The organism is Streptomyces sp. NBC_01317 (genome assembly GCF_035961655.1).
GTDB lineage: Bacteria > Actinomycetota > Actinomycetes > Streptomycetales > Streptomycetaceae > Streptomyces.
On the sequence record NZ_CP108393.1, the window covers coordinates 5,833,347 to 5,857,826 of the forward strand.

The 24,480-nt window shown below is 72.7% G+C and carries 21 protein-coding genes and 1 pseudogene; 8 read left to right on the plus strand and 14 right to left on the minus strand.

Translation table 11 applies throughout. The annotated features are described in order from the left end of the window. Positions 1 to 61: 61 nt before the first annotated feature. The 3 genes from OG349_RS25320 to OG349_RS25330 form a co-directional block, all read right to left on the minus strand. Entirely contained in the window at positions 62 to 1,681 is a 1,620-nt protein-coding gene (locus OG349_RS25320; RefSeq protein WP_442806311.1) for a GAF domain-containing protein, read from the minus strand. Between the two features lie 17 nt (positions 1,682 to 1,698). Beyond that, entirely contained in the window at positions 1,699 to 2,742 is a 1,044-nt protein-coding gene (locus OG349_RS25325) for a rod shape-determining protein (protein WP_327236770.1), read from the minus strand. A 204-nt stretch (positions 2,743 to 2,946) separates the two neighbouring features. Further along, positions 2,947 to 3,510, minus strand: coding sequence for a hypothetical protein (locus OG349_RS25330; RefSeq protein ID WP_327236771.1), 564 nt, complete (start codon positions 3,508 to 3,510; stop codon positions 2,947 to 2,949). Positions 3,511 to 3,692: 182 nt separating this feature from the next. Between OG349_RS25330 and OG349_RS25335 the strand changes: the two genes are divergently transcribed. Beyond that, a complete protein-coding gene (locus OG349_RS25335) occupies positions 3,693 to 4,490 on the plus strand; it encodes an SCO2400 family protein (protein ID WP_327236772.1) in 798 nt (265 codons plus the stop codon). A 6-nt stretch (positions 4,491 to 4,496) separates the two neighbouring features. Here OG349_RS25335 and OG349_RS25340 read toward each other — a convergent pair whose 3' ends face one another. Beyond that, positions 4,497 to 4,931, minus strand: coding sequence for a MarR family winged helix-turn-helix transcriptional regulator (locus OG349_RS25340; RefSeq protein ID WP_327236773.1), 435 nt, complete (start codon positions 4,929 to 4,931; stop codon positions 4,497 to 4,499). A gap of 120 nt (positions 4,932 to 5,051) precedes the next feature. On the opposite strand from OG349_RS25340, the gene OG349_RS25345 reads away from it, so the two are divergent. Beyond that, positions 5,052 to 6,071 carry an NADP-dependent oxidoreductase gene (locus OG349_RS25345; RefSeq protein WP_327236774.1) on the plus strand — a complete coding sequence of 340 codons (1,020 nt, stop codon included), beginning with the start codon at positions 5,052 to 5,054 and terminating at the stop codon, positions 6,069 to 6,071. Between the two features lie 79 nt (positions 6,072 to 6,150). After that, positions 6,151 to 6,579 (plus strand): organic hydroperoxide resistance protein, encoded by a 429-nt coding sequence (locus tag OG349_RS25350; RefSeq protein WP_161307978.1) that lies wholly within the window; start codon positions 6,151 to 6,153, stop codon positions 6,577 to 6,579. 107 nt (positions 6,580 to 6,686) lie between these two features. On the opposite strand, the gene OG349_RS25355 is transcribed toward OG349_RS25350, so the two are convergent. Then, positions 6,687 to 9,263, minus strand: coding sequence for a M14 family zinc carboxypeptidase (locus OG349_RS25355; protein ID WP_327236775.1), 2,577 nt, complete (start codon positions 9,261 to 9,263; stop codon positions 6,687 to 6,689). Positions 9,264 to 9,378: 115 nt separating this feature from the next. On the opposite strand from OG349_RS25355, the gene OG349_RS25360 reads away from it, so the two are divergent. Then, positions 9,379 to 10,233 (plus strand): EI24 domain-containing protein, encoded by an 855-nt coding sequence (locus tag OG349_RS25360; RefSeq protein WP_327236776.1) that lies wholly within the window; start codon positions 9,379 to 9,381, stop codon positions 10,231 to 10,233. Positions 10,234 to 10,252: 19 nt separating this feature from the next. Here OG349_RS25360 and OG349_RS25365 read toward each other — a convergent pair whose 3' ends face one another. Next, positions 10,253 to 11,548, minus strand: a complete 1,296-nt coding sequence (locus tag OG349_RS25365; protein WP_327236777.1) for a pyroglutamyl peptidase — start codon at positions 11,546 to 11,548, stop codon at positions 10,253 to 10,255. Between the two features lie 96 nt (positions 11,549 to 11,644). Then, positions 11,645 to 12,229: a TetR/AcrR family transcriptional regulator gene (locus OG349_RS25370; protein WP_327236778.1), complete on the minus strand. Its 585-nt coding sequence runs from the start codon at positions 12,227 to 12,229 to the stop codon at positions 11,645 to 11,647. Positions 12,230 to 12,367: 138 nt separating this feature from the next. Here OG349_RS25370 and OG349_RS25375 point away from each other — a divergent pair, with 138 nt between their 5' ends. Then, complete coding sequence (locus tag OG349_RS25375; protein ID WP_327236779.1) at positions 12,368 to 14,860, plus strand: glycoside hydrolase family 3 protein; 2,493 nt, start codon at positions 12,368 to 12,370, stop codon at positions 14,858 to 14,860. Between the two features lie 97 nt (positions 14,861 to 14,957). Here OG349_RS25375 and OG349_RS25380 read toward each other — a convergent pair whose 3' ends face one another. Both OG349_RS25380 and OG349_RS25385 read right to left on the minus strand, forming a co-directional pair. After that, entirely contained in the window at positions 14,958 to 15,947 is a 990-nt protein-coding gene (locus OG349_RS25380; RefSeq protein WP_327236780.1) for an aldose epimerase family protein, read from the minus strand. Between the two features lie 32 nt (positions 15,948 to 15,979). Then, on the minus strand, positions 15,980 to 16,975 hold the full coding sequence (locus tag OG349_RS25385; protein ID WP_327236781.1) for an SGNH/GDSL hydrolase family protein: 996 nt from the start codon (positions 16,973 to 16,975) through the stop codon (positions 15,980 to 15,982). Between the two features lie 343 nt (positions 16,976 to 17,318). Here OG349_RS25385 and OG349_RS25390 point away from each other — a divergent pair, with 343 nt between their 5' ends. Both OG349_RS25390 and OG349_RS25395 read left to right on the plus strand, forming a co-directional pair. Next, positions 17,319 to 17,813: a DUF3145 domain-containing protein gene (locus OG349_RS25390; protein WP_327236782.1), complete on the plus strand. Its 495-nt coding sequence runs from the start codon at positions 17,319 to 17,321 to the stop codon at positions 17,811 to 17,813. Beyond that, positions 17,794 to 18,735, plus strand: a pseudogene (locus tag OG349_RS25395) (NAD(P)-dependent oxidoreductase); the annotation flags it as partial. The gene OG349_RS25390 and the pseudogene OG349_RS25395, both read left to right, overlap by 20 nt. A 104-nt stretch (positions 18,736 to 18,839) precedes the next feature. Here OG349_RS25395 and fabF read toward each other — a convergent pair. From fabF to OG349_RS25420, 5 genes are all read right to left on the minus strand, one after another. Then, positions 18,840 to 20,102: a beta-ketoacyl-ACP synthase II gene (gene fabF / locus OG349_RS25400; protein WP_327236783.1), complete on the minus strand. Its 1,263-nt coding sequence runs from the start codon at positions 20,100 to 20,102 to the stop codon at positions 18,840 to 18,842. A gap of 79 nt (positions 20,103 to 20,181) precedes the next feature. Continuing rightward, entirely contained in the window at positions 20,182 to 20,430 is a 249-nt protein-coding gene (locus OG349_RS25405) for an acyl carrier protein (protein WP_327236784.1), read from the minus strand. Between the two features lie 66 nt (positions 20,431 to 20,496). Then, positions 20,497 to 21,498 carry a ketoacyl-ACP synthase III gene (locus OG349_RS25410; protein ID WP_327236785.1) on the minus strand — a complete coding sequence of 334 codons (1,002 nt, stop codon included), beginning with the start codon at positions 21,496 to 21,498 and terminating at the stop codon, positions 20,497 to 20,499. 14 nt (positions 21,499 to 21,512) lie between these two features. Further along, positions 21,513 to 22,454 carry an ACP S-malonyltransferase gene (locus OG349_RS25415; RefSeq protein ID WP_327236786.1) on the minus strand — a complete coding sequence of 314 codons (942 nt, stop codon included), beginning with the start codon at positions 22,452 to 22,454 and terminating at the stop codon, positions 21,513 to 21,515. Between the two features lie 89 nt (positions 22,455 to 22,543). Beyond that, positions 22,544 to 23,725, minus strand: coding sequence for a PucR family transcriptional regulator (locus OG349_RS25420; protein ID WP_327236787.1), 1,182 nt, complete (start codon positions 23,723 to 23,725; stop codon positions 22,544 to 22,546). A 75-nt stretch (positions 23,726 to 23,800) separates the two neighbouring features. Between OG349_RS25420 and OG349_RS25425 the strand changes: the two genes are divergently transcribed. Then, on the plus strand, positions 23,801 to 24,457 hold the full coding sequence (locus OG349_RS25425; protein WP_327238721.1) for a pirin family protein: 657 nt from the start codon (positions 23,801 to 23,803) through the stop codon (positions 24,455 to 24,457). Positions 24,458 to 24,480: the final 23 nt, after the last annotated feature.

Genomic DNA, 24,480 nt, shown 5'->3' on the forward strand with positions numbered 1-24,480 from the left:
CATGCTCTGACCCGCACACCCTCCGGGGACCGTCCGCCGTGAAGAGACAGGCGGACGGTCCCTAGAGCGTGTCCGTCCGCGCCGCCTGCCACGTCACCGTCGTGCCGCCGCCCCCGCCGTCCTCCCGCGCCCCGTTGTCGGTCACCAGCAGCCGTACGCCCCCGTGCCCGTCCGGCAGCCGGACCGTCGCGTCCACCTCCACCTCCATCGCCGTCATCCCCTCCCGCCGGTGCGCCGCCGCCAGCGCGCCGCGCAGCGCCGCCAGGAGCCGCCGCCCCACCGCCTCGTTCACCAGCGTGTCCACCGCGCCCGTGAACCGCACGGACGGCCGGAAGCCGAAGAGGACCGCCGCCCCGTCCGTCTCGCGCAGTACGCTGCCCCGGACGCTGGTCGGGGCGTCGGCGGGCGGCTGCTGGAGCGCGAAGATCGCGGTCCGTACCTCCTGGATCGTCGAGTCCAGCTCGTCCACGGCCCGCCCGAGCAGCTCGTCCAGCTCTGTGGTCGCCGCGCGCCGCCGCGTCGACTCCAGCATCATCTCGGTGGCGAAGAGCCGCTGGACCACCAGATCGTGCAGGTCACGGGCGATCCGGTCACGGTCCTCGTACACCGCCAGCTGTTCCCGGTTGTGCTGGGCGTCCGCCAGCACCAGCGCCAGCGCGGCCTGCGAGGCGAACTGGGTGGCCAGCAGCTTGTCCTCCGCCGTGTACGGGCGTCCGCCCCGGCGGCGCGGCAGGGCGAGCGTGCCGATCAGCTTCCCGCCGCTCTGGAGCGGCAGCATCATGCTCGGCCCGAAGCGCGAGCGCACATGGGTGGTCATCCGGGGATCGGTCGCCGAGTCCTCTATGAACACCGGCTCACCGCCCAGCAGTTGGACCAGGACGGGCGCGCCGGGCGCGATGGTCGTACCGAGAATGCCCGCCGGATCGTTGTCCGTCGACGCCGTGACGATCTCCATGCCGCCCTCGGGGGTGGGCAGGAGCACCACCCCGGCGTCGGCGCCGGCGAGGGCGCGGGCCGACTCGGCCACGGTCATCAGGGCGTCGGCCGCGCTCTCGCCGGTCAGCAGGGCGGTGGTGACGGCGGCGGCGCCCTCGATCCATCGTTCGCGCTGCCGGGCCGTCCCGTACAGCCGCGCGTTGCCGATCGCGATCCCCGCCTGCGCGGCGAGCACCTGGAGCAGCGCCTCGTCCTCCTCCGTGAAGGGACCGCTCTCCTTGGCCGTCAGGCACAGGCTGCCGAAGATCTCGGTGTCCACCTGGATGGAGACCCCGAGGAACCTGCGGTGCTCCGGATCCGAGTGCGGCACCCAGAGCGCGCGCGGATCGGTCGCCATGTCGTCCAGCCGCAGCGGGCGCGGATCCCGGAACAGCACGCCCAGCAGGCCGGCGCTGCCGCCGGGGATCCGCAGGACGCTCTCGTGCTCCTCCGGGCTCAGGCCGGCCGAGAACAGGTCCGCGAGCGTGCCGCCGCCGGGGTCCGCCACCGCCAGGAGCCCGTACCGCGCCCCGATCAGCTCCGTGGCGGTGGCGACGATGTGCTGGAGGGTCGCGCGGAGTTCGAGATCCGTACCGATGCCCAGGACCGCTTCGAGCAGCATGGGCAGCCGGGGCATCGACTCCATGGGGTCGGTGTCCCTGGCGGTGTCCCTGGGGGTCCCCCCGCCCCCGCCACCCTCACTCATCGCAACGTCGTTCCACCTCAGTGGGCGTCGGCCAGCGGATCCAGGACCATCGGCTGGATCTTGCCCTCCAGCATCGCGCCGAGACCGAGCACGGCGCAAATGTCGGGGCGCTCGGCGATGGCGACCGGCATGCCGGTGGCGTTCCTGAGCATCTGGTCGAGGCCCGGCAGCAGCGCGCTGCCGCCCACCATCATGATCCCGCGGTCGGCGAGGTCGGCCACCAGATCGGGCGGGCAGTCGCGCAGCACCTTGCCGATGCCGTCGACCACGGCGGTCAGCGGGGAGTAGATCGCGTCCCGTACGGCGGCGGTGTCGACCAGCACCGAGCGGGCGATGCCGGTGGCGACGTCCCGGCCGTGGATCTCGGTGGAGGTGGGTCCGTCCGGGCTGAGCCCGTTGCCGCTGAGCGCCAGCTGGAGCGGGCGTACGGACTGGCTGGGCAGCATCAGCTCGTGCTGGTGGCGCAGGTGCTGGATCACCGCGTGGTCGATGGCGTTGCCGCCGACAGGGATGCGCTGGGCGGTGACGATCGCGCCCAGCGAGAGCACCGCGATCTGGGTGGTCGCCGCGCCGCACACCATGATCATGGTGGCGGTGGGCTGCTCCACGGGCAGCCCGCAGCCGACGGCCGCCGCGATGAGGGTGTCGACCAGCTCGACCCGGCGCGCGCCGAGGCCGACGAGCGTCTCCACGGCCGCGCGCTGGGCCAGCGGGTCGCTGTCGTGCGGGGTGGACGCGGCGGCGCGCAGCCGGGGCTTGCGGCGCAGCTGGCGGCGGAGCTTGTCGCCGAGGAGGTGGCGGAGCATCCGCTGGGCCATCTCGACGTCGACGACGGTGCCGCCCCGTACGGGACGCATCACCCGGATGTAGTCGGGGGTACGGCCGGTCATCTGCTCGGCGAGCGCGCCGACGGCGATGAGAGCGCCGGTGCGGGTGTTCACCGCGGCGACGCTCGGCTCGTCCACGACGAGCCCGGCTCCCTTCACGAAGACCCGGGTCCTGGCGGCCCCCAGGTCGACGGCGATGTGGCAACGGCGCAACTGCTCAAGACTGACGGTCACCGCGGGATCTCCCGAGAGCGCTGATCTGATGCACCGGCGGCCGCCGGTCCTGTTCGCATCGTGCGGCCGGGGGGAGCGGGGCGCGCGCTGGGATGAGCCGTCAGGAGTACGGACGGTTGACCGGCGGTTGCCCGATGGGGGTACGGAGCTGACGGGACGCCAGGTCCGTGTCGCTGGGCCGCCGTGTCCGTACCGCACGGCCGGTCAGCCCCTCGTCCAGCCCTGGAGCAGCCCCCAGGTGAAATCGGCCACGGCGCCCCCGCCGCCGGGCAGGGTGAACGCCAGCCGGAGGCGGGTCGGCGCGCTGCCCTCCATCGGCCGGGCCGGCGGAAAGGCCCGCGCGACCTCGTCCACCGTGCACGACCAGGGCCGCAGGTCCTCGGCCGTACGCGGCTCCGGTCCGGCCACCCCCGGCGCACGGACCAGCCATTCGTTCCATACGGCCCCGCCGGGCCCGGCCATCGCCTCGAAGCGCAGGTCGGGCCAGAGCGGTACGGGCCACTGGAGGGCCTCGCACTCCAGGTCGCCGGCCTTCCGCGGGAAGGTCCGCTCGGGCGGGCCGAGCACCGAGCGGTAGCGGGAGAGCGTGCCGCGGGCGCGCGGGGAGCGGACCATCGCCTGCCAGCGGCGGTTGGCCTCCCGCATGTCGGCCAGGGACGCGCCGAGTTCGCGGCGGGCGTCGTCGACCAGCTCCGGGTGGTGGTCGGCCATTCTGCGCAGCAGGACGAGCTGGAACTGGAGCGGCCCGAACGGCCCGGTGGACGTCATACGGCCATCCTGCCCGGTACGTTCCGCCGCACCGCGCGGCGCATACCGCCCGTACCGCCTGCCCGGCCCGCCGCGCCACCCGCCCGAATCGGGATGACACACCCGGAACCGTCGACCCCTTACAAGATCTTCACAGCCCGGGTTCTCCACGGCCCGCCACGGCCGCATAATCTGCGGGCGCCATGGACTACTGCCATCAGTGCCGTCGGCACCTCAACGGCGCACTGACCTGCGCCGGATGCGGCACCCCCGCCGAGGAGCTGCGGCAGAGCGCCCCCGAACCGCCCGCACCGCGACAGAATCGCTCCCCGGGACAGGACGGCAGGGCCGATCAAGGTCACGAAGAGTTCGCGGACGCGCCGGAGAGTGAGATCGAGCCCCTCGTGGGCCATCACCCCGACCGCGACCGCTCCGACCGCCGTGAGCGCCCCGACCGCCGCCGCTCGGCCCCGTCCCGCACCGGACCCCGCAGGGCCCGCGGCAAGCGCGGCCGCAGGATCGTCGTCGGCGTGCTCGCGGTGGTCCTCGCGGCGGGGGCGCTGAGTCTGGCCCAGCTGGCGCTGGAGCCGCCCGGCGACGACGGCGCCTCCGCGGTCAAGGAGGAGGCGTCCACCGAGTTCGACGGGCGCCCGGACGGCACGGCGAAGCCGGTGGCGCCCGACGATCCGGGTCCCGCCGCGACCAGCGGTACGGGGAAGGGCGGCTCACCCGGCCCGGACGGCAGCGGGAAGCCGGGCGGCAAGGAGTCCCCGGACCCCGGCGACTCGGCCACGTCCTCGGAATCCCCGGCTCCCGGCGACACGGAGCCGGCCGACACCGGCGCGCCGGACTCACCGGACCCCTCGGACTCCGCGTCCGGTCCCGGCACGCCGACGGACCCCTCGGACGGGCCCACGACGGCCGCCCCGACCTCGGCGTCCCCGACGCCCACCCCGGAACCGACCGAGACCTGCACCCGCATCCTGTGGTGGTGCGCGTAAGGCCGGTCAGGCCAGGCCCTCGCCCAGCATCCGCTTGAGCAGGTCGCGCAGGACACGCCGCTCGTCCTCCGACAGCGACGCCAGCGGTTCGCGGGCGAAGTTCAGCGAGTCCCGCAGCCGCGCCGCCGTCTCCAGCCCCTGCGGGGTGGGCGCGGCGAGCTTCACCCTGCGGTCGGCCGGGTCCGGCCGGCGTTCCACCAGGTCACGCGCTTCGAGCCGGTCCACGATGCCGGTGACGTTGGACGGCTCGCACTTCAGCTTCTGCGCGATCCGGCGCATGGGCATGGGCTCCAGGGACAGGAGTCCCAAGACGCGCGCCTGGGCACCCGTGAGGGAGTACTGGGCCGCGGCGTGCTCGTACTCCTCGTAGTAGCGGGCCACGACGGTGCCGATGAGTTCGACGACTTCGAGGGTCAGCGGGTCTCTGCGGGTGGTGGCCATGGGACCAGCGTACCCATTTGCTTGACAACATGAAATATCTAGGAGCATGGTTCTTTCAGGTAGTGAAGCTTTTGTGCGGCGGCCCGCCGCCACCCGCACCCACCGAGGAGGCCCCGCCCCATGACCGCACTTCCCGTATCCGGCCGCGCATGGCATCTCGCCGCCCGCCCCGACGGCTGGCCCAGGCCCAGTGACGTCGCTCTGCGCGAGATACCCGTGGCCGAACCGGGGGAGGGCCGGATCCTGGTCCGGAACCTGTACTTCTCGGTGGACCCGTACATGCGCCCCCGGATGAACGACGCGAAGTCGTACGTGGCCGCGTACCAGCTGGGTGAGCCGCTGGCCGGCCAGGCGGTCGGCGAGGTCATCGCCTCCCGCGCGGACGGGTTCGCCGTCGGCGACCACGTCCTGCACAACCTGGGCTGGCGGGAGTACGCCGAGTTCGAGCCGGGCCGTGCCGTCAAGGTCGACGCGTCCGTCGCCCCGCTCTCCGCGTACCTCGGCGTCCTCGGCGCGACGGGATTCACCGCCTACGCGGGCCTCTTCGGGGTCGGCGCCTTCAAGAAGGGCGACGCGGTCTTCGTCTCCGGGGCGGCCGGCGCGGTCGGCAGCCAGGTCGGCCAGCTCGCCAGGCTCAAGGGTGCCTCGCGGGTGGTCGGTTCGGCCGGTACGGACGACAAGGTCAGGCTCCTGGTGGAGGAGTACGGCTTCGACGCGGCCTTCAACTACAAGAACGGCTCCGTCAGGAAGCAGCTCAAGGCCGCCGCCCCGGACGGCATCGACCTCTACTTCGACAACGTGGGCGGCGACCACCTCGAAGCCGCGATCAACTCGTTCAGGACCCACGGCCGGGCGGTCCTGTGCGGCGCGGTCGCCCAGTACAACAACAGCGCGCCGACGCCGGGCCCGAACAATCTCTCCCTCGTCGTCACCAAGCGGCTGCGCCTCGAAGGGATCATCGTCACCGATCACTGGGGGCTCCAGCCCCGGTTCCTCCAGGAAGTGGGCCCGCTGTTCGCCTCGGGGCAACTCAAGCACCACGAAACCGTCGTGGAGGGGATCGAGAACGGCTTCGACGCGTTCCTCGGCGTTCTGCGCGGTGAGAACACTGGAAAGATGATCGTCGGACTTACCCGTTGACGACCGCCTATGCTCGACCCCAGGCCGTCGTGGTCCGTGGGCGCGAGCTACGGCGTACAAGCGAAGGAACCTTCCCAGCATGACCATTCAGAAGATCGACGCTCTCTACACCGCCGTCGCCACCGCCGAGAACGGCCGTGACGGCCGCGTCTCCAGCGACGACGGTCAGCTCGACGTGATCGTCAACCCGCCCACCTCGATGGGTGGCAGCGGCGCCGGTACGAACCCGGAGCAGCTGTTCGCCGCCGGGTACAGCGCCTGCTTCCAGGGTGCGCTCGGTGTGGTCGCCCGTAAGGCGAAGGCCGACATATCCGGTTCGACCGTGACCGCCAAGGTCAGCATCGGCAAGACCGAGGCCGGCGGCTTCGGCCTTGAGGTCGAACTCGTCGCCGTCATCCCGAACGTGGACGAGGCGACCGCCAAGGATCTGCTGGAGAAGGCGCACCAGGTGTGCCCGTACTCCAACGCGACCCGTGGCAACATCAGCGTGACGCTCGCCGTCGCCTGATCGCACAGCGGTCAGCAGGCGGTGAGGCGCGGGGCCCGTATCCCCTCAGGGGACACGGGCCCCGCGTGTCTGTCACACCGTCCGGTACGGCCCCGGCGGCGGCCCGCTCAGCCGGCCGCGCCGAGCAGCGCCCGGCCCACCTGCGCGAACACGCCCTTGGGGTGGTCGCGGAAGAGCGGCTCGGTGCCGAAGACCACCACCCGCGCGCCCGACGCCGCCGTACCGCTGACGACCGACGCCCGGCCCGCCGCGTCGGCGGGACCACCCGCGCTGTCCTCGTTCGCCCGCCAGTGGCCCGAGACCAGCAACTTGCGGGTGCCGTACGACTGTTCCGTCCGCACCCCGGCGCCCAGGGCCGTGAACCAGCGCGGCCCGTAGACGAAGGTGTGCGCCGGTGCGCCGCCGGTGATCGCGCCTCCCGCGTTGGCCACCCGCACCACGCCGTTGGCGTCCCCGTTCCCGGCGACCGCCGTCACGGGCAGCAGCCCCGCCGCGGAGTTGAGGGCCGTACCCCCGGAACCGAGGCCGACCACCCCGCCGCCCCCGGCGAGGAAGCCGTCCAGCGCCGTACGCGCGGCCGGGGTGAGCGTGCCGTACTGGAGCCCCGTGGAGACGTACAGCACGTCCGCCGACGACCAGTCGAAGCCCGCGTTCAGGATCGCGGTCGACACCGGCAGCACCTCGAAGCCCATCTCCCGGAGGGCGGCCTGCTCCCCGGCCGTCACCGAGGCGGCGACCCGCGTGCGGTGGAGCGCCGTGGTCCCCCGCTCCTTCGTGGCGGCGAAGACCACCCCGTGGCGCTCGGCGAGGACGGTCGCGAGGCGGCGGGCCGACGACGGCACGATCGCCGCCCCGTCGGCCGCGCGCCGCACCTTCACCCCTTGCGCGAGCAGGGAGTTGAGGGCGAGCAGCTCCTTCGGGTCGTCCAGGCGCAGCCGCAGATCGCCCTGGCGGGCCACCGAGCCGGTGGGGGAGGCGGCCGTCACCGGGCGGCCCGGGACGCGCAATTTGCCCGCCACGGTCCGTACGGTGTCCACGTTCGCGCCCCACAGCAGCCCGAGGCTCCACCCCGAGATGTCGTACATCGTGGAGACGTCCGCGCTGATGTCCCGGCCCTCGCCGAGGATCACGTTCGCGATGCCGCGCTTGGGCTGGTGCAGGTCGACGACGTACGAACCGGCCTGGTACGCCCGGCCGTCGATCCGGAAACCGGACGTGGCCCGGTCGACCCGGACGTCGTTGGCGGTCAGGTGGTCCACCAGCCGGGCGGCGGCGGTCGCCGAGCGCTGCCCGCTCCCGGCCGGGATCACGAAGGCGCGGGGGAAGTCGGTGGTGTACACGTCCTCGGGGCCGATGCCCGGCACCCCCGGTACGGTCTCCTCCGACACCGGCCGCTGCGCCTCACCCGCCGCGCCCCGCCGGAACGTCTCGATCTGGTCGGCGATCACCGAAGTCCGGTGGTCCAGGGTGTAGTTGAGGGTCGCGCGCATCACGGCGCCCGCGATGTCCGTGTTGATGGCGGCCCGGCGGCGCAGCTCCTCGACCGGCAGGGTGTCGTACGACCGGTTGTTGACGGTCATCGGGAACTCGACGGTGTGCGAGGCGACCGCGCCCTGGAACGGCATGTACTGCGGGGTGAAGACCGGCGGCCAGTCGTCCCAGCCCTCCTCCTGGTCCCGGAAGGGGATGACGGGCGGCTCCACACCGTCCTTCCCGGGCGTGTAGCCGAGGTCGTTCACCGCCTTCTCCATGCCGAGGGCGTTGGCGTAGGCGTTCTTGAGGAAGAGGTCGTACTCGTAGTTCTCGCCGTGCGGCGGGGTGGTCGGCTCGATCAGGGTGCCGTTGACGTACCCGTGCAGATCGAGCATGACGGCGGGCTGCTTGTCGATGGCGATCCGCCGGATCGCGCGGGTCTCGGGCTGCGACGCCGTGATCATGTCCCGGTTGAGGTCGAAGCCGTCGGCGTTGGCCCGGGTCCCGGCGATCCTGCCGTCCGGGTTGGCCGTGACGTTGATGTGGATCCGGTTCGTGGCCAGCAGATCGCGGGTACGGGCGTCCCGCGCCGTCGCCAGCTCCTCGATCAGCTCCAGGGCCGCGTCCGTGCCCTCCCACTCGTTGCCGTGGATGTTGTTGTTGATGAACAGGGGTGTTTTGTAGGAGGACTTGATACGGCGGTCCTTGGCGGCCCGCGCCGGGGAGTTCTCGATCAGCTCGCGCATCCGCTCCTGTTCGCGAGCCTCGCCCGCGCTCTCCGGAGCGGTGACGGTGACGAGATACAGCTCATGGCCGCCCGCCGACCGGCCCGCGACCTCGACACTGACCCGATTGCCCAGCTTCTGGAGGGCGTTGAGGCGCGGGGCGAGCGAATGATAGGGCGCCAGGCCGAGCTTGACCGACTTGTCGGCCGGGTCCACGGGCGGCGCGTCGAGGACCGTACGCCGTGGATAGCCGGCCTCCGGGCGCGAGGCCGCCGGTCCTGTGAGAGCGGAAGGCAGGCTCGTGGTGCGGGTGCGGGGAGTGGCGCCCGGGGCGGTCTCCCGCCCGCTCTCCCTGACGTGGTGCGGGCCTTTCGGGCCGTTCGCCTGTCCGCCGTCGCCGTGGACGGCGGACGCGGCGGGCGGTGCGAGCAGCAGGGCACCGGTCAGGGCGGCGGTGGCGATCAGGGCCGGTCTGGGTATTCGCATGCGAGGGCCTCCGGGGCGTGCGCGCGTGGACGGGAAGTGATCGGTGACGCAGGGTCTACCGGTTGTGGCCCCCGGACAACAAGAGGGTCTCGGAGGCGCCGGTAGGGTGGTCCTCATGGGCGATCTCGGTGTGGGCTTCGGCTACTTGATGAAGGGCCAGCGGTGGGTCGCGGGCCACGGCCGGTGGTTCGGATTCGGGCTCCTGCCCGGTCTGGTCACCCTCCTGCTCTACGCGGCGGTCCTCGTCGGCCTCAGCTACGGCGCGGACGACCTGACAGCCTGGGCGACCCCCTTCGCCGACGACTGGTCCTCGCCGTGGCAGGGCCTCTTCCGCGGCTTCCTGGTCGTGCTCCTCTTCGCACTGGTCCTCTTCCTCGCGGTGATCGCCTTCACGGCGGTGACCCTCCTGGTCGGCCAGCCCTTCTACGAGTCGCTGTCCGAGGCCGTCGACCGGGCGGAGGGCGGCGAGGTCCCGGAGTCGGGCCTGCCGCTCTGGCGTGAGCTGTGGATCTCCGCGCGCGACAGCGTGCGGATTCTGGCGCGGGTGGCGCTGTACGGGGTGCTGCTCTTCGCCGCCGGGTTCATCCCCGTCGTCGGGCAGACCGTCGTGCCCGCGATCGGCTTCTGCGTGTCCGGGTTCTTCCTGACGGAGGAACTGGTCGCGGTGGCCCTCCAGCGGCGGCGGGTCGACCTCAAGGCACGGCTCGCGCTGCTCCGTGGCCGCCGGATGCTCACCCTGGGCTTCGGTGTCCCGCTGACGCTGGCCTTCCTGATCCCGGTCGTGGCGATCTTCCTGATGCCCGGCGCGGTGGCGGGCGCGACGCTGATGGCCCGCGATCTCACCGAACCGGAGCGGGAGTCGACGCCCGGGGACGGTGCCGTACCCGCCCCCGACGCGACCCTCACCCTGGGAACGACCACCTGGCCCCCGGCCCCGGGACAGGAGCCGCAGACCCCGCCCCGGTTCTGACGCGGCCTACGCTCCCGGCCTACGCTCCCGTCCTACCCCCCGCCGCCACGACGATGATCGACCTGATCTGCGCGACGATGTCCAGCCTGTTCCGGACGAACTGCGGGTCGGTCACCGTCCCGGTCGCCGGGTCGGTGTTCCCGGGTCCGAACTCCAGGACCGGCGTGTGCACATGGCCGCCGGGGATGTCCCGGCCCAGCCGGTCGCGCAGCAGCGTCGCCCGGTAGGCGATCTCGTTGGACAGGTAGTCGCCGCCGCCCCCGGCGCGGGCCGCCGAGCCCGGGGTCGGGCCGCCGGGACGTACCACCGGAGCCGTCGCACCCGCCGGCACCTCCGTCACCGACGTGTTGTCGTACACCGGGAACCGCCCCGTGCTCGCCGCGAGAATCGCGCTGTACGGCAGGCTGGTCGTCGTCCACTGCGGCTGCGAGGCCGGGTCGGAGACGGGGACGAGCCCGGTCCGCGAGAGGTTCTCGTTGTCCCCGAAGCCCCCGCGCCAGGCGCCGTTGAAGCGCTCCACGTCGATCCGGCCGACCCGGCCCTGGCTGACGGTGGTGAAGAGGTCGGCCCGCGACAGCGGCCCGCGCAGGGCCTGTTCGACCGTTCCCGCCGCGAAGTCGTCCCAGCGGACGGGGAAGACGGCCGTCTCGATACGGGCGGGCCCGTCGGCGGTCGTGACGACCGTGCCGTCCAGGGCCAGGGCCGTCGCCCCCGACGGGTTGCTGATCCGGACGTCCCGGTCCAGCGTGAACGGGTCGAAGCCGGTCATCACGATCCGCTTGACGGCCTTGCCGTGCCGGTCCCTGCCGGGGAACGCCATCGAGTCCTGGCCGCGCGACGCGCGCTCCAGTTTCCCGAGCAGCCGCGTCCGCGCCGCGTCGGACAGCGGGAACTCCGGCTGCCACGCCCGCAGTTCGCGGGTCATCCCCAACCGCGCCCAGTACAGCGGCCGGTCGTCGTCCCGGCTCAGGTCACCGCGCGCGGGACCCCGCCCCTGCACCCGGTCCACCGCCCGCTGCCACAGCCGCTGCCCCTGCCGTACGACCACCCGCTCGGCGGCGGCGTACGACCCGGCCCCGTCCAGCGCCCGCGCCAGCCCCGGAGCAACCGTGTCGAAGCCGCTGCGCCGCAGGATCTCCTGCGGTACGGCCCGGTCGAGCCGCGCCTCCTCGACGGTGAACGCCGGTGCGGCGGGGGGTTGTCGGCCGGACGCGGCCCGCGCCTGCGCGAGGGCGGACGGCGCGGGGACGACGAGGGCGAGCGCGGCCGTGGTGAGCAGGACAAGACCAACGCGCGTGTGGCTCCTGAGCCTCATGGGGTGCTCCTTCCGTCGGATGGCGGAAGTATCGCCTCGGGGCGGCCGGATGACCATGGTGCGATACCGGTCCGGAACGCCGCTCGACGACACCGCTCAGGAACCGGGCGCCGGCCCCCCGGCCCGCAGCAGCGTCAGGAAGTCGCGGAACGCGCCCGGCATGTCGACCGACTCCGGGTCCAGCAGCCACTGGTACTGGAGCCCGTCCATGACGGCCGTCAGCAGCGGCGCGGCCTGCTCCGGGGTGAGCCCGCCCGGCAGGCGGTCCCCGAACTCGTCGCGCAGCACCGCCGTCATGTTGCCCCGTACCTGGTCGTAACGGTGGGTGAAGAACTCCCGCGCCGGATGGTCCTCCGTCACGCTCTCGCCCAGCAGCGCCGAGAACGTCTGCACCATCCCGGGGCGCATCGCGTTGTACTCCACCAGCGACGTCAGCAACTCCAGCCGCCAGCCCCGCCGCCCCCGGCCCCCGCCGCCGGTGTCCCACTGGTCGCGCTCCTCCAGGACGGCGACGAGCAGCGCCTCCTTGGAGGGGAAGTAGTGCAGCAGGCCCTGCTGGGTGAGGCCGACGCGCTCGGCCACCCCGCCCAGGGTGGTCCCCCGGTAGCCGCGCTCGGCGATCACTTCGAGGGTGGCGCGCAGGATGTCCGCCCGCCGCTCCTCGCTCCTGGCTCTCGCCATCGGCCCGCTCCTCCCACCCCGCCGTGCTCCGTCGCGAACATCCGACGAATATTACAAATCAATAACGAACCCTACCTCCTTACAGGATGCAGGGTCACCATGTAACCGTCCACCCGAACTCGACGAGGAGGTACGGCCGTGGCAGGCGCACCCACCACCCGGGCCGATCAGGCACGCACCGCCGCCGTCGAGGCGGCGCTCGGCAAGCTCGACCTGGACGCCAAGGCCCGCCTCCTGGCCGGCCAGGACATGTGGTCCCTGCCCGCGCTCCCCGAGATCGGACTCGCCTCCCTCGTCCTGTCCGACGGCCCCATCGGCGTCCGGGGGGTCCGCTGGACCGCCGACGACCCGTCGGTCGCCCTGCCCTCCCCGACCGCGCTGGCCGCCACCTGGGACCCGGAACTGGCCCGGCGCGCCGGCCGGCTGCTCGCCCAGGAGGCCCGCCGCAAGGGCGTGCACGTCCTGCTGGCCCCGACGGTGAACCTGCACCGCTCGCCGCTGGGCGGGCGCCACTTCGAGGCGTACAGCGAGGACCCCTACCTGACCGGAGAGATCGGCACCGGCTACGTACTCGGCGTCCAGGACGGCGGGGTCGGCACGACCGTCAAGCACTTCGTCGCCAACGACGCCGAGACCGACCGCTTCACCGTCGACAACCTCGTCGCCCCCCGGCCGCTGCGCGAGCTGTACCTCGCGCCCTTCGAGACCATCGTGGCCAACGCCCACCCCTGGGGCATCATGGCCGCGTACAACCAGGTCAACGGCGCGACCATGACCGAACACCGCTACCTCCAGCAGGAGGTGCTGCGCGGCGAGTGGGGCTTCGACGGCTTCATCGTCTCCGACTGGCTCGCCGCCCGCTCCACCACCGGGGCGCTCCTCGGCGGCCTCGACGTCGCCATGCCGGGACCGAGGACCGTGTACGGCGAGGCGCTGGCCGCCGCCGTCCGGGCCGGCGAGGTGGACGAGCCGGCCGTCGACGAGGCCGTACGGAACGTCCTGCGGCTCGCCGCCCGCGTCGGCGCCCTCGACGGCGCGCCCCCCGTCGTCACCGACCTCCCCGCGCCCCTGGACGGCGACGCGCTGGCCCGCGAGGTCGCCCGCCGCTCCTTCGTGCTCGTACGGAACGAGGTGCGCGGCGACCACCCCGTCCTGCCGGTCGACCCGGCCCGCGCCGGTACGGTCGCCCTCAGCGGCGCCGCCGCCCGCGACGCGCGGATCCTCGGCGGCGGCTCCGCCGTCGTCTTCCCGCACCACATCGTCTCCCCGCTCGACGGGCTCACCACCGCGCTCCCCGAGGGCGCCCTGACCTACTCCCTCGGCGCCGACCCCAGCGACGAACTCGCCGACGCCGACAAGGGGTTCGAGCTGACCGCCGTCTGCCGCGCGGAGGACGGCCGGGTGCTCGGCACGTCGAACGTCCCCGGCGGCCGGGTGCAGTGGGCGGGCAGCGACCTGCCCGACGGCGTCACCCACGACACGCTGCACACCGTGGAGCTGACCGGCCGCTTCGTGCCGAGGGAGAGCGGTGAGCACGCCTTCGGCACGCGCGGTCTCGGCGGCTTCGTCCTGACCGTCGACGGCGGGACGCTCTTCGACGGAACCCAGGAACCGGGCGACGCCGCCGACCCGTTCGAGGCGTTCTTCGGCACCCCGGTCGAGCGCGCCCACGCCGTGCTCACGGCGGGCGAGCCGGTCGAGGTCTCGCTGCTGCACACCGTCTTCGCGCTCCCCGACGCCCCGATCAGGGCCGTCGCCTTCTCCCTGCTCCACCTCGGCCCCCGGTACGACCCGGACGAGCTGATCGCGGAGGCCGTCGAGGCCGCGCGCGGCGCGGACACGGCCGTCGTGGTCGTGGCCACCACCGCCCGCGTCGAGTCCGAGGGCTTCGACCGTACGAGCCTGCGGCTGCCGGGCCGCCAGGACGACCTCGTACGGGCCGTCGCCGCCGTCAACCCGCACACCGTCGTGGTCGTCAACACCGGCTCCCCGGTGGAGCTTCCGTGGCGCGAGGACGTCGCGGCGGTGCTGCTGAGCTGGTTCCCCGGCCAGGAGGGCGGCGCGGCGCTCGCCGACGTCCTCCTCGGCGCCGAGGAGCCCGGCGGCCGGCTGCCCACCACCTGGCCGGTGACCCTCGCGGACGCGCCCGTCTCGGCGACGACCCCGACCGACGGCCGACTGCGCTACGACGAGGGCCTGTTCATCGGCTACCGCGCCTGGGAGAAGGCGGGCACCACCCCCGCGTACCCCTTCGGACACGGCCTCGGCTACACCGACTGGGTGTACGAGACGCTCTCCGCCACGCACGACGACGTACGGGTCCGGCTGCGCAACTCCGGTGTCCGTACGGGCCGCGAGGTGGTCCAGATCTACGTCGCCCCGACGGGCACACCGGCCGACGGACCCGCGGTGGCCCCCGAGCGCCCGGCCCGCTGGCTGGCCGGCTTCGCCTCGGTCGAGGCGGCCCCGGGGGAGACGGTCGAGGTCCATGTCCCGCTGCGGCGAAGGGCGTTCGAGATCTGGGACGAGCGGACGGACGCCTGGGCGCTGGTCTCCGGAACGTACGAGATCGAGGCCGGCCACTCGGTCGCCGACCGCCGCCTCACCACGACGATCGACGTACGGCCCTGACGGCGGGGCCCTCGGCGGGCCAGGGCACACAGACCGTACGGCCCCGGGGCGGCACCTGACACCGCCTCGGGGCCGTACGTACCGCGTCGTACGCGCCTCAGCGCACCGAGAACCCGTACCTCGTCGTGGAGTTGAAGACCTGACCCGGCCTCAGCACCGTGTCCGGGAACGACGGGCGGTTCGGCGAGTCCGGGAAGTGCTGGGTCTCCAGGGCGATCCCGTCCCCGGGACCGTACGGCTTCCCGTCGAAGTGGTCACCGGTGTAGAGCTGCATCCCCGGCTCGGTCGTCGTGACGGTCAACACCCGCCCCGACACCGGGTCGTGGAGCTCGGCGGCCACGCCCGTACCGCCCTGGGCCCCGTCCAGCACGTAGTTGTGGTCGTAGCCGGGCCCCACCACCCGGGGCTCCCGGAAGTCGAAGCGCGTCCCGCCGACCGGCGCCAGCTCCCCGGTCGGCACGCCCGTGGCGTCGACCGGCGTGATCCGGCCCGCCGCGATCCGCAGCACGTGCCCGGTCGCGAGGCCGCTGCCCGCGCCGCCCAGGTTCCAGTACGTGTGATTGGTCAGGTTGACCGGCGTCGGGGCGTCGGTCTCCGCGCGGTAGTCGATCCGCAGCGCCCCGTCCGCCTCCAGCGTGTACGTCGCGCTGACCGCGAGGCGGCCGGGGAAGCCCTCCTCGCCGTCCGGGCTGACCCGCGACAGCCGTACGCCGTCGCCGTCCCGCTCCGCGTCCCACACCCACCGGTCGAAGCCCCGCTCACCGCCGTGCAGGCTGTTCGGGCCGTCGTTGCGGGCCAGCCGGTACGTCCGGCCGTCGAGCGTGAAGGCCCCGCCCGCGATGCGGTTCGCGTACCGGCCGACCAGCGCGCCGAAGTACGGCCCCCGGGAGCCCAGGTAGCCCGCGACGTCCGGGAAGCCGAGCACGACGTCCGCCACCGTCCCGTGCCGGTCGGGCACCTCGACCGACTGCACGACCCCGCCGTACGTGAGCAGGCGCACCAGGGTCCCGGCCCGTTCGAGGGTCCAGCGCAGGACGGGTGTGCCCTCGTCGGTCGCGCCGACGTGTTCCGTGGTTATGGCAGTCACGGTCAAGCACCTTAGACCGTCCCGCCCCGCTGTCAGACCGGCGGACGCGCCGCCGTCACGTTCCGGTACGCGATCGCGGCCAGCCGGCTCTGCCCGTCCTTGCTCGGGTGGAACCAGTCCCAGTGGCTCAGCTGCTCGACGGTGAACCGGAAGTCGAAGACCGCCCCGCCGTCGTACCGGCACAGCGGGTCCTCCGCGCAGACGTCCCTGAGCACGCCGTTGTACGCCACGACCCGGTCGTACACCATGCTCCGCCTGGCCGAGGCCTTCGCGCTGACGTCCTGCGCGTCCCCCAGCATCGTGGCGCAGATGCCCAGCTTCCAGATCTGCCGCCCCAGCGGGTCGCCGCGCCCGGTGGACCAGAGCCGCTTGAGATCCGGCACGCTGGACACGTACACCTGCGCGTGCGGCGCGCGGGCCCGCAGCCGCTCCATCGACGCCTCGAAGGACGCGCGGAAGGCGTCCACCGGGGTCATCTGCGCGGCCGAGTCCTGGCAGGCGTCGTTGGACCCCACCATGACCGTGACCAGACCGGGGTCGTGCCGGGCCGCGCGGGTCATCTGCGCGGGCAGGTCGGACACCTTCGCGCCGGTCTCGGCCTCGTTCCAGCTCCGCCCCGACGCGCCCGGCGCCCCCAGGAGGCGCTGGGCCAGGCTGCGGACCTCGCCGTCCGTCCCGGTCGCCCAGGACGCCTCGGGGCAGTCCGTGAGCACCGCGCAGGCGTCGAAACCCCGGGTGATCGAGTCACCCACGGCGGCCACCGAGTCGGGGGCCGGGTCCCACACGGGCCCCGGCCGGGGGGCCGGGGCGCTCCTGCCCGCCGCGCCGTCGGCGGACGAGCCGCCGGACGTGTCACAGCCGGCCAGCACCCCGCCACCGGCGAGCACCAGGGCGGTCACCGCCGCCAGCAGGACACGCGGACGGCGGGCGACACGCGGACGGGCGCCGCCACGCCGGCGCCACGCGCGCCCGTCGTCCGTACGGCGGCGCGCCGGGGTCGCACTCCCGGTCCGTCGGCTCTCCCGCATCCGCGGTCCTCCCCGTCGGTTCGTGTTCGACGTTGCTCCTGGGGCCGTTCCCGGCGCCTTCCGGCCGCTCAGGAACGGCCCGTACCGGTGGCACATGCGCCTGGCATCCGGCGGCGCCCCGGCGAGTGAAAGCTTCGCGCATATCGGCCCCAGGACCGACGGTACGTCACCCCGGGCACCCCGCCGCACGGTAGCTTTTCCCACGTCGGACCAGAGGCCCCGAACGCGTGGCTCCGGTAAATTACCTCATGTCACATACTGTCCCTTTTGTGGAGTTTCACTCCCGATGCTGTTTACTGAGGCCGCTGGGAAAGGCGAACCTCGTCCCACACTGGAGGTCCCGGTGACGACACGTGGAGTTCTGTACGTTCACTCCGCACCGCGCGCGATGTGCCCCCACGTCGAATGGGCGGTGGCCGGAGTCCTCGGCCTGCGGGTCCAGCTCGACTGGATCCGGCAGCCGGCCTCACCCGGCACCTGGAGAGCCGAGTTCTCCTGGAAGGGCGAACCGGGCACGGCGTCCAAGCTCGCCTCCGCCCTGCGCGGCTGGCAGATGCTGCGCTTCGAGGTGACCGCCGAGCCCTGCGCCACGGCGGAGGGCGAGCGCTACAGCGCCACGCCCGACCTCGGCATCTTCCACGCGGTCACCGGCATGCACGGCGACATCCTGGTCCCCGAGGACCGGCTGCGCGCCGCGCTGGCCCGCTCCCGGCAGGGCGAGACCCAGCTGGAGGCGGAGGTCGCCAAGCTGCTCGGCAAGCCGTGGGACGACGAGCTGGAGCCCTTCCGGTACGCGGGCGAGGGCGCGCCGGTCCGCTGGCTCCACCAGGTCGTCTGAGCGCTCCCGAGCGCCGGGCCGTGTCCGGGCGTCCTACCGTGGACCCATGACCGATCATCTCGCAGTAGCCGTCCTCGGCACCGGAATCATGGGCTCCGCGATGGCCCGCACCCTCTGCCGCGCGGGACACGACGTCCGGGTGTGGAACCGTACCCCCGCGAAGGCCGAGGCGCTCGCCGCCGACGGCGCGCGGGTCGCGGCCTCCGCGGCCGAGGCGGTGACGGGCGCCGACGTGGTCCTCACCGTCGTGTACGACGCGGCCGCCGTCCGGGACGCCTTCACCGCCGCCGCGCCCGGCCTGGGCGCCGGCACCCTCTGGCTCCAGTCGACCACCGTGGGACTCGCGGACGTCCCCACGCTGGCGGCCCTCGCGGCGGAGTACGGCGTCGTCTTCTTCGACGCGCCCGTGGTCGGCACCAAGGGCCCCGCGGAGAACGGACAGCTCGCGGTGCTGGCGGCGGGCCCCGAGGAGCACCGGGACCGCCTCAGGTCCGTCCTGGACGTCATCGGGCGGCGCACGCTCTGGCTGGGCGAGGACGGCGCCTCCGCCTCCGCCACCCGCCTCAAGCTCGTCGCCAACGGCTGGACCCTGACCCTGACCAACGCGGCGGCCGAGGCGCTCGCCCTGGCCAAGGGGATCGGCGCCGACCCGAGGGCGTTCCTGGACCTCACCTCGGGCGGCCCGATGGACGCGCCCTACCTCCACACCAAGGCCGGGATGATCCTCGACGGGGACTACACGCCGAGCTTCTCCGTCAACACGGGCGCCAAGGACGCCCGGCTGATCATCGAGGCGGCGGAGGCCGAGGGCGTCCACCTGGACGTCGTGGCGGCGTGCGCCGAGCGCTTCCGCCGCGCCAGGGACCTGGGCCACGGCGAGGAGGACATGGCGGCCTCGTACTTCGCCAGCTTCGACGAGTGACATGAGGCGTTCGGGCGAGTGACGTGAGCCCTCACGCGGCGAGGCCCGTCCCCACCTGGGGACGGGCCTCGTGCCGTGCGGTTGTGCGTGCCGCTCGTACGGACTCAGACCGTACGCAGCGCCAGGACCACGTTGTGGCCGCCGAAGCCGAACGAGTTGTTGATCGCGGAGATCGTCCCGCCGGGGAGCGCGCGCGGCTCGCCCTTGACGATGTCCGCGTCGACCTCCTCGTCCTGGTCGGTCAGGTTGATCGTCGGAGGGGCCGTGCGGTGGTACAGCGCCAGCACGGTGGCGACCGTCTCGATACCGCCCGCGCCGCCCAGCAGGTGGCCGGTCATCGACTTCGTCGCGGACACGGCGACATGGTCCAGCTCGTCGCCCAGCACCCGGCGCAGCGCCTTGATCTCGGCGACGTCGCCCTGCGGGGTGGACGTGGCGTGCGCGTTGAGGTGCATGACCTCGGACGCCTTGAGGTCCGTCGACGCCAGCAGGTTCTCCAGCGCCTTCGCGATGCCCCGGCCGGTCGGCTCGGGCTGCGCGATGTGGTGCGCGTCCGACGAGATGCCCTGGCCCAGCAGTTCGCAGTAGACCCGCGCGCCCCGCCGGGCCGCGTGCTCGGCGGACTCCAGTACGACGATGCCGGCGCCCTCGCCGAGGACGAAGCCGTCGCGGCCCGTGTCGTACGGACGGGAGGCGCCGGCCGGGTCGTCGTTCTTCTTCGACATCGCCATCATGTTCGTGAACGCGGCGATGGGCAGCGGGTGGATGGCCGCTTCCGTACCACCGGCGACCACGATGTCGGCCCGGCCGCTGCGGATCATCTCCACCGCGTAGCCGACGGCCTCGGCGCCCGAGGCGCAGGCCGAGACGGGGGTGTGCACGCCCGCCTGGGCGCCCACCTCCAGACTGACGTTGGCGGCCGGGCTGTTGGGCATCAGCATCGGCACGGTGTGCGGGGAGACGCGGCGTTCGCCCTTCTCCTTGAGGATGTCGTACTGGTCGAGCAGGGTCGTGACGCCACCGATGCCGGAGGCGATCACGGTCCCGAGGCGGTCGGGGTCGACGGAGGTGTCGTCACCGGCGCGAGCGGTGAAACCCGCGTCCGCCCACGCCTCGCGGGCCGCGATCAGCGCGAACTGCGCCGAGCGGTCCAGCCTGCGGGCGAGCGGACGGGGAAGTACATCGCCCGGGTCGACCGCCGCGACGGCGGCGATACGGACCGGCAGACCGGCGAAGCGCTCGCCCTCCAGGGGCTTCACCCCGGAGCGGCCGGCGAGCAGACCTTCCCAGGTCGATGCGCTGTCGCCACCCAGCGGTGTGGTTGCGCCGATACCGGTGACGACCACGGTGCGATTGGTCGAGCTCACTGGAATTCTTTCTCCACGTGTAGAGGGTGCTGAATTTTATACGGCGCCACCACCGGGTGGCGTCAGCCGCGCGGTGCGGTCAGTCCTGGTGCTTGAGGATGTAGTTCGCGGCGTCGCCGACCGTCTTCAGGTTCTTGACGTCGTCGTCCGGGATCTTCACGTCGAAGCGCTCTTCGGCGGCGACGACGACCTCGACCATGGACAGCGAGTCGACGTCGAGGTCGTCGGTGAAGGACTTGTCCAACTGGACGTCCTCGGTCGGGATACCGGCGATCTCGTTCACGATCTCGGCGAGACCTTCGACGATTTCTTCCAGCGTGGCGGCCATGTGGGGCGCTCCTTCGATATTGAGCAGAGGGATATATGGGAACACGTACCGGAGGGTCCGGCGTGACTAGGGGAGGGTAACGACCGTAGCGGCGTACACGAGACCCGCCCCGAAGCCGATGACGAGCGCCGTGTCGCCGCTCTTCGCCTGTCCGGTCGCCAGGAGCCGCTCCATCGCGAGCGGGATCGAGGCGGCCGAGGTGTTGCCGGTGGTCTCCACGTCACGCGCGACCGTGACGCTGTCCGGCAGCTTGAGAGTCTTCACCATCGAGTCGATGATCCGCATGTTCGCCTGGTGCGGGATGAAGACGTCCAGTTCGGCGGAGGTGATGCCCGCCGCGTCGAGGGCCTGCTGGGCGACCTTCGCCATCTCGAAGACGGCCCAGCGGAAGACCGCCTGGCCCTCCTGCGTGATGGCGGGGAACTTCTCCACCGTGCCGTGGCGGTACTCCTCCCACGACACGGTCTGCTTGATGGTGTCGGACTTGTCGCCCTCGGAGCCCCAGATCGTGGGGCCGATCATGGGTTCCTTCGCGGGGCCCACGATCACGGCGCCGGCCCCGTCGCCGAACAGGAAGGCCGTCGCACGGTCCTCCAGGTCGGTCAGGTCGGAGAGCCGCTCCACGCCGATGACGAGGACGTACTCGGCCGAACCCTCGACAACCATGCCCTTGGCGAGGGTCAGCGCGTAGCCGAAGCCGGCGCAGCCCGCGGAGATGTCGAACGCGGCGGGCTTGCCCGCGCCGATCGCGTCGGCGATCTCCGTGGCGATGGCCGGGGTCTGCTTGAAGTGCGAGACGGTGGCGACGATCACCCCGCCGATCTGCTCGGGCGTGAGCCCGGCGTCGGCGATGGCCTTGCCGGACGCCTCGATGGACATCGCGGCCACGGTCTCCTCGGGGGAGGCCCAGTGGCGGCTCGTGATTCCGGAGCGGGAGCGGATCCACTCGTCGGACGAGTCGATCGTCTCGAGGATCACCTCGTTGGGCACGACCCGGGTCGGGCGGTAGCCGCCGACGCCCATGATGCGTGCGTACGGAGCACCCTTGCTGGGCTTGATCTTCGACATGCTCTCTGGCTCCTTTAGTCAGCCGTGGAGGAGTGCTCGGCGATCAGGGTGCGGGCCGCGTCGAGATCGTCGGGGGTCTTCAGGGCCAAGGTCTTCACGCCGGGCAGGGCGCGCTTGGCGAGACCGGTCAGGGTACCCCCGGGGCAGAGCTCGATCAGCGCGGTGACGCCCCGCTCCTGGAAGGTCTCCATGCACCGGTCCCAGCGGACCGGGCTGGCCACCTGGCCGATCAGACGGGTCAGTACGTCGGCGCCGGTGGCGACGGCCCGACCGTCCTTGTTCGAGACGTACGGTACGGCCGGGTCCGCCGGGTCGAGCGCGCGGGCGGCCTCTTCGAGCGCCGAGGACGCCGGGGCCATGTGGTGCGTGTGGAACGCCCCGGCCACCTTGAGCGCCACGACACGCCGTACACCCTCCGGAGGGTTCGCCTCCAGCGCCGCGAGCTGTTCCAGCGTGCCCGCGGCCACGATCTGGCCGGACCCGTTCACGTTCGCGGGCGTCAGCCCGAGTGTCTCCAGGTGCGCCACGGTGGTGTCGGGGTCCCCGCCGAGCAGGGCGGACATCCCCGTCCTGGTGACGGCCGCGGCGTCGGCCATGGCCAGGCCGCGGGTGCGCACGAGCCTGATGGCCGCCTCGTCGGTGAGGACACCGGCGAGCGCGGTGGCCGCCAGCTCGCCGACGCTGTGACCGGCCACCGCGCCGACGTCACGCGCCAGGTCGCCGGTGACGGGGAAGAGTTGACGGGCCGACAGCAGCGCGGAGGCCACCAGCAGCGGCTGGGCGACGGCCGTGTCGCGGATCTCGTCCGCGTCGGCCTTCGTGCCGTAGTGGACGAGGTCCAGGTCGATGGCGGCCGACCAGGCCCGCAGCCGGTCTTCGGCGCCGGGCAGATCGAGCCAGGGAGACAGGAAGCCGGGCGTCTGAGCGCCTTGGCCGGGAGCGACGAGTACGAGCACCCTCACACTCTCTCTTGTGGATGGCCTTCACCGCCCGTGACGACAGGGACGAAGAACCGTCGGGGGAATTGTTGGAGTACGACAAAAGTCTAGGACTGGGCGTCCCGCTCGGCCAAGCGCCCGAGGATGAGGGCGATCCGGAGCGTGAACGCGGACCGTACATCGGAGGGTGACCATCCGGTGACGTCAGTCACTCGTCGAAGCCGGTAGCGCACGGTGTTGGGGTGGACGAAGAGCATCCTGGCGGCGCCCTCCAGGCTACTCGCCTGTTCCAGATAGACACTCAGAGTCTCCAGCAGCGCGGAGCCCGCCTCCTCCAGCGGTCTGTAGATCTCCTCCACCAGCTGGTCCCGCGCGGCCGGGTCGGAGGCGATCGCGCGCTCCGGCAGCAGATCGTCGGCGAGGACCGGGCGGGGGGCGTCCTGCCAGGCGAAACAGGCCTTGAGCCCGGCGGCGGCGGCCTGCGCGGACTTCGTCGCGGCCAGCAGATCGGGCGCCACCGGGCCCGCCACGACGGGTCCCGCCGCGTACGGCCCGATCAGGGCCTTGGCGACCTGGAGCGGGTTGTCGCTGCCGCCGGCGATCACCACGAGCCGGTCGCCGAGCACCCCGGTGAGGACCTGGAGCTTGGCGTGCCGGGCGGCCCGGCGGATCGCCTCGACGGTCAGCTCGCTGTCCCCGTCCGGGGCCGTGCCGAGCAGGACGCAGACGTGTTCGGGGGAGTTCCAGCCGAGCGCCGCCGCCCGGGAGACCGCGCCCTCGTCGGCCTCCCCGGAGAGGACCGCGTTGACGACGAGGGATTCGAGCCGCGCGTCCCAGGCCCCCCGGGCCTCGGCGGCCTGCGCGTACACCTGTGCGGTGGCGAAGGCGATCTCGCGCGCGTAGACGAGCAGGGCCTCCCGCAGCACCGACTCGTCGCCGGGGGCGGCGACCTCCTCGATCGCCGTCTCCATGACCTCGATGGTCGTCCGTACCATCTCGACGGTCTGGCGCAGGGTGATCGCCCGGGTCAGCTCCCTCGGAGCCGTACCGAAGACGTCCGTGGAGATGGCCTGCGGGGTCTCCGGGTGGCGGAACCACTCGGTGAAGGCGGCGATGCCCGCCTGCGCGACCAGCCCGATCCACGAACGGTTCTCCGGCGGCATCGCGCGGTACCACGGCAGCGTCGCGTCCATGCGCGCGATGGCGTTCGCGGCGAGCCGCCCGGCAGACTGCTCCAGGCGGCGCAGTGTCGCGGGGTGGGAGTGGGCTACGTTCGCTGGTTCAGGCACGGGGACAAGACTGCCTTATCGGTACGGGTGAGGGAGCCGCCGGGGCGCTCGGCATCCCCTACGGTGGGACCTGTGATGCGAGTCGTGCGCGCAGAGGAGCGTTACCGGGGCGGCGATCCCTCCGCCGGTATCGAATCCTGGCACGCCCTGTCCTTCGGACGGTTCTACGACCCGGACAATCTGCGCTTCGGCGCGGTGCTCGCCTGCAACGAGGAACGGCTCACGCCGGGCGCCGGTTTTGACGAACACCCGCACAGCCACACGGAGATCGTCACCTGGGTCGCGGAGGGCGAGCTGACCCATCGCGACTCGGCGGGTCACGCCACGGTGGTCAGGGCCGGGGACGTCCAGCGGCTCAGCGCGGCGGGCGGGGTACGCCACGTGGAGCGCAACGACGCTGAACTGCCCCTGGTGTTCGTGCAGATGTGGCTCGCGCCGCTGGAGCCGGGCGGGGAGCCCGGGTACGAGATCGTGCGCGGCATCGCCGACTCCACGCCGTACGCCCTGCCGCAGGCCGGGGCGATGCTGCACGTGCGCCGGCTGCGGGAGGACGAGCGCGCGGCCGTACCGGACGCGGCGTTCGTGTACGTCCATGTCGTACGCGGCCGGGTCCGGCTGGACGGCGAGGAGTTGGGACCGGGGGACTCGGCGCGGATCACGGACGCGGAGGGCCTGGACGTGACGGGCGGACCGGCGGAGGTCCTGTTGTGGGAGATGTCGGGCCGGTTCTAGGCGCTTTCTTGTTGACCGGCCCC